General features: G+C 64.7%; 4 protein-coding genes. 1 reads left to right on the top strand and 3 read right to left on the bottom strand.

All coding sequences use genetic code 11. The features are described from left to right. Nucleotides 1–57 precede the first annotated feature (57 nt). The 3 genes from JWP83_RS22140 to ychF all read right to left on the bottom strand — a co-directional run bounded on the left by JWP83_RS22140 (nt 58) and on the right by ychF (nt 3595). Nucleotides 58–1293: an IS256 family transposase gene (locus tag JWP83_RS22140; RefSeq protein ID WP_297734829.1), complete on the bottom strand. Its 1236-nt coding sequence runs from the start codon at nt 1291–1293 to the stop codon at nt 58–60. 796 nt (nt 1294–2089) lie between these two features. Continuing rightward, the gene (locus tag JWP83_RS22135) at nt 2090–2491 is read right to left on the bottom strand and encodes a nuclear transport factor 2 family protein (RefSeq protein WP_297734826.1); all 402 of its coding nucleotides are present in this window, start codon (nt 2489–2491) and stop codon (nt 2090–2092) included. A gap of 30 nt (nt 2492–2521) precedes the next feature. Beyond that, nucleotides 2522–3595, bottom strand: a complete 1074-nt coding sequence (gene ychF, locus JWP83_RS22130; protein ID WP_297734821.1) for a redox-regulated ATPase YchF — start codon at nt 3593–3595, stop codon at nt 2522–2524. 119 nt (nt 3596–3714) lie between these two features. Between ychF and JWP83_RS22125 the strand changes: the two genes are divergently transcribed. Continuing rightward, on the top strand, nt 3715–3943 hold a 229-nt coding region (locus JWP83_RS22125), incomplete at its 3' end, for a DUF6542 domain-containing protein (protein ID WP_367185664.1).

Genomic DNA, 3943 nt, shown 5'->3' with positions numbered 1-3943 from the left:
GGTCAAGTCCAGGGGCGTGGTGTACGACGTCGTCGTGTGATTCTTCGAGTTGGTGGTTTAGGCGGTTAGTGCCGCCGGGGTGTCCTCCTGTTCTGTCGATGGCGTGTGGTCGGCTCGGGATTTGCTGAGGATGTCGAGACCGAGGTAGCGCCGTGATTCGGTCCATTCGTCGTGTTGTTCGGCCAGCACCGCACCGACGAGGCGGATCAGGGCGTTGCGGTCGGGGAAGATTCCGACGACGTCGGTGCGCCGGCGGATCTCTTTATTGAGTCGTTCCTGGGGGTTGTTAGACCAGATCTGCCGCCAGATTTGTTTGGGGAAGGCGGTGAAGGCCAGCAGGTCAGCGCGGGCGTCTTCGAGGTGGTCGGCGACCTTGGGCAGCTTGTCGGCCAGTGCGTCGATGATCCGGTCATATTGGGCTGCAACGGAACCGGCGTCAGGTTGGTCGAAGACCGAATGCAGCAGTGTGCGTACCCACGGCCACGACGATTTCGGGGTGATGGCCATCAGATTCGTCGCGTAATGGGTGCGACACCGTTGCCACGATGCCCCGGGCAGGGTGGCACCGATTGCGGCCACCAGACCGGCGTGGGCGTCGGAAGTGACCAGACGGACCCCGGACAGGCCGCGGGCGGTCAGCGACCGCAGGAAGGTCAACCACCCCGCCCCGTCTTCGGCGGTGGTGACGTCGATGCCCAGGATCTCACGGTAGCCCTCGGCGTTGACCCCGGTGGCGATCAGCGCGTGCACATTGACGACCCGGCCTGCTTCGCGGACCTTGAGCACCAGGGCGTCAGCAGCCATGAATGTGTACGGGCCGGCATCCAATGGGCGGGTCCGGAACGCCTCGACCGCGACGTCGAGCTCTTTGGCCATCACGCTGACCTGGGACTTCGACAAGCTGGTGATGCCCAGAGTTTCGACGAGTTTGTCCATCCGCCGCGTCGAGACGCCCAGCAGGTAGCAGGTGGCCACCACGGTGGTCAGGGCCCGCTCGGCGCGTTTGCGCCGTTCCAGCAGCCAGCCCGGGAAGTACGAACCTTGCCTCAGCTTGGGAATCGCCAGATCCAATGTGCCTGCGCGGGTGTCAAACTCGCGGCGCCGATACCCGTTGCGGGAATTGGTTCGCTCGCTGCTGCGCTGGCCGTAGCCGGCACCGCACACCGCATCGGCTTCGGCACCCATCAGGGCGTGGATGAAAGTGGCCAACAACTCGCGCAGCACGTCGGGGTGGCAGGTGGTGAGTCGTTCGACCAGCAAGGCAGACAGGTCGATATCGTGGGCAACGGTCATCGCGTTGATTCCTTTGCTCGAGTGACTTTGGTCGGTCCCTCGAAGAATCACGCGATGACCTTCATTCATTCGGCTACGACACGCCGGTCATCACCGGCTCGTACACCACTCTGCTGGACGCCACTGCTCGTCACGTCGCCCTCGCCCATGACGCACCGCCTATGCAAAAGCGGATACGTTGTGATTTCTGCGGAGTTACGGAGCGGTCTGAAATCGCCAACCCGGATCAGAATCCCAACCTGGATTGGTATTCCAGTCCGGTTCGGGGGGAGCGGGAACCGGGTTGGGCGGATTGAGGTTCGGATCAGGCCAATCCGGGCCGTCTGCGGCGAAGCCGCCGAAACCACTGGCCTGTGCCGGTAGGTCGGCCTGGTCCACCAGGCGCACCGAACCCGGCGCGGTAACGGGCTTCGCTTCTCCGGGAGTACCAGCATTTGGACGGTGCGAGTATTGCGAGCGCCGCTGACGCGGCGAAAATCACGGTCATGGCGCGCTTTTGTCGACCCCGAGGTTTGGCTCGGCTCGATTCCTGGCCTTGGCGGCCCGTCGTTGTTGTCATTGTCGATCTTTGCGCTTCGTCACTTGCTACAGCCTCGGTGCACGCTATCGATCGAGGGTCAGGCCATGGCGGCCGCTGGAGCGGCCGACGTCAACTGACCGGCCTGGTCGGTGGCGACGGAATCGCCGGCCAACACGAACGGCAACCACTGGGGTTACGTCGTTGGCTTTGTTGTTGCTCCGCGCCGGAACTCGACCACGTCGCCGTCGGCCAGATTCGTTCTTCAGTCCAGGCTGCCTAGTGTTCTACCCACTGAGCGCGGGACGGACCCGGCTCGAACGCTTCACCGAAGTACTGCGTCTCGCGGACCACATTCCCATCCTCGAATTCCATGATGCTCACTACGTAAAACGGTTGCCGGTCATACGTGAGGACGAGTTCGCTGATCCAGAGATCCCCGCCACCAAGCACGCGTCGCACAGTGAATCGCTTCATGTTCGGCTGCGCGACTCGCGATGCCTGAATGTTTTGCCGACCACGGATGCGCTCACCCGATTGCGGGTACTCGAGCACCGCATCGTCTCGGTAGATTCGGTGCTCGGCCTCAAAGGCGTTGGCGTCGGATGCCGCCCAGTGGCGCCGTAGAGCGTCCCGCACGTCGTCGTCATGCATGGCGGCGCTCGCTTCCAGTGGATGCATCAGTGCCCGCCACCCTACTTCTTCGGCTGATCAGACGTTGAACCGAAATTCCACCACGTCGCCGTCGGCCATGACGTGATCCTTGCCCTCCATGCGGACCTTGCCGGCCGCCTTGGCCGCCGCCATGGACCCGGCGGCGATCAGGTCGTCGTAGGACACGATCTCGGCCTTGATGAAACCCTTCTCGAAGTCGGTGTGGATCACCCCGGCGGCCTTGGGCGCCGTATCGCCCTGGTGGATGGTCCACGCCCGCGACTCTTTCGGGCCCGCCGTCAGGAAGGTCTGCAGCTTGAGCGTGTGAAAGCCCGCCCGGGCTAGCGCGTCGAGGCCGCGCTCGGTCTGCCCGATCGACTCCAGCAGCTCGGCGGCCGACTCGTCGTCGAGCTCGACGAGCTCGGATTCGATTGCGGCGTCGAGGAATACGGCGTCGGCGGGCGCCACGAGCTGGCGCAGCTCGGCGACCCGGGCGGCGTCGGTGAGCACCGCCTCGTCGGCGTTGAAGACGTACAGGAACGGCTTGGTGGTCAGCAGGTTCAGCTCGCGCAGCAGCGAGACGTCGGCTCCCGCTGCGAACAGGGTCGTCCCGCCGTCCAATGTCGCTTGGGCGGCAACCGCGGCGTCGTAGACGGGCCTGCGCTCCTTGGTGGTGCGCGCTTCCTTCTCCAGCCGCGGCAGCGCGCGCTCGAGCGTTTGCAGGTCGGCCAGGATCAATTCGGTCTCGACGACCTCGATGTCGGACTTGGGATCGACCTCGCCTGCGACGTGGGTCACATCGTCGTCGGAAAACACCCGGACCACCTGACAGATGGCGTCGCATTCGCGGATGTGGGCCAGGAACTTGTTGCCGAGCCCGGCCCCCTCGGAAGCACCCCTGACCAGGCCGGCGATGTCGACGAACGTGACGGGCGCCGGCACGATGCGCTCGGATCCAAACAGCTCCGCCAACTTGGCCAGCCGCGGGTCCGGCAGCGAAACCACGCCCTCGTTAGGTTCGATCGTCGCGAACGGATAGTTCGCCGCCACCACGTTGTTCCGGGTCAGCGCGTTGAACAGCGTCGACTTCCCGACGTTGGGCAGGCCAACGATTCCAAGGCTGAGGCTCACGGGGAACCAAGTCTAAGGGCCGGCCGCCGCGGTTCGTTCGTGCGCACGGCCAGGGCACGCCCACGGTCGCTAACAAGGTCTTTACGAGCGTTTCGGCTCATTCCCGGTACGGTCTACATGTGCCAGCACAGCGGGAAAGATCGGCGGTAGAGGCTACCCACCGCTCGGTCCACCCCCGGATCCCAGGTGTCCCGTGGTGGGCGGCCCTGGTCATCGCGGTGTCGGCGACCGCCATCGGTTACGCAATCGACGCCGGCTCGGGCCACAAGGAGTTGACCCACACCTTCGCCGGCTTCTATATAGCCGGCTGCGTGCTCGCGGTGCTGGCCGTGCGTCAGGATGGCGTGT

This window comes from Mycobacterium sp. (genome assembly GCF_025965855.1).
Taxonomy (GTDB): domain Bacteria; phylum Actinomycetota; class Actinomycetes; order Mycobacteriales; family Mycobacteriaceae; genus Mycobacterium.
This window is presented reverse-complemented; position numbering and strand designations above follow the sequence as displayed.

What these genes read in the sequence shown, in the direction of transcription:
- JWP83_RS22140 (WP_297734829.1), bottom strand. Translation starts at nt 1,293, where the DNA reads ATGACCGTTGCCCACGATATCGACCTGTCTGCCTTGCTGGTCGAACGA.
- JWP83_RS22135 (WP_297734826.1), bottom strand. Translation starts at nt 2,491, where the DNA reads ATGCATCCACTGGAAGCGAGCGCCGCCATGCATGACGACGACGTGCGG.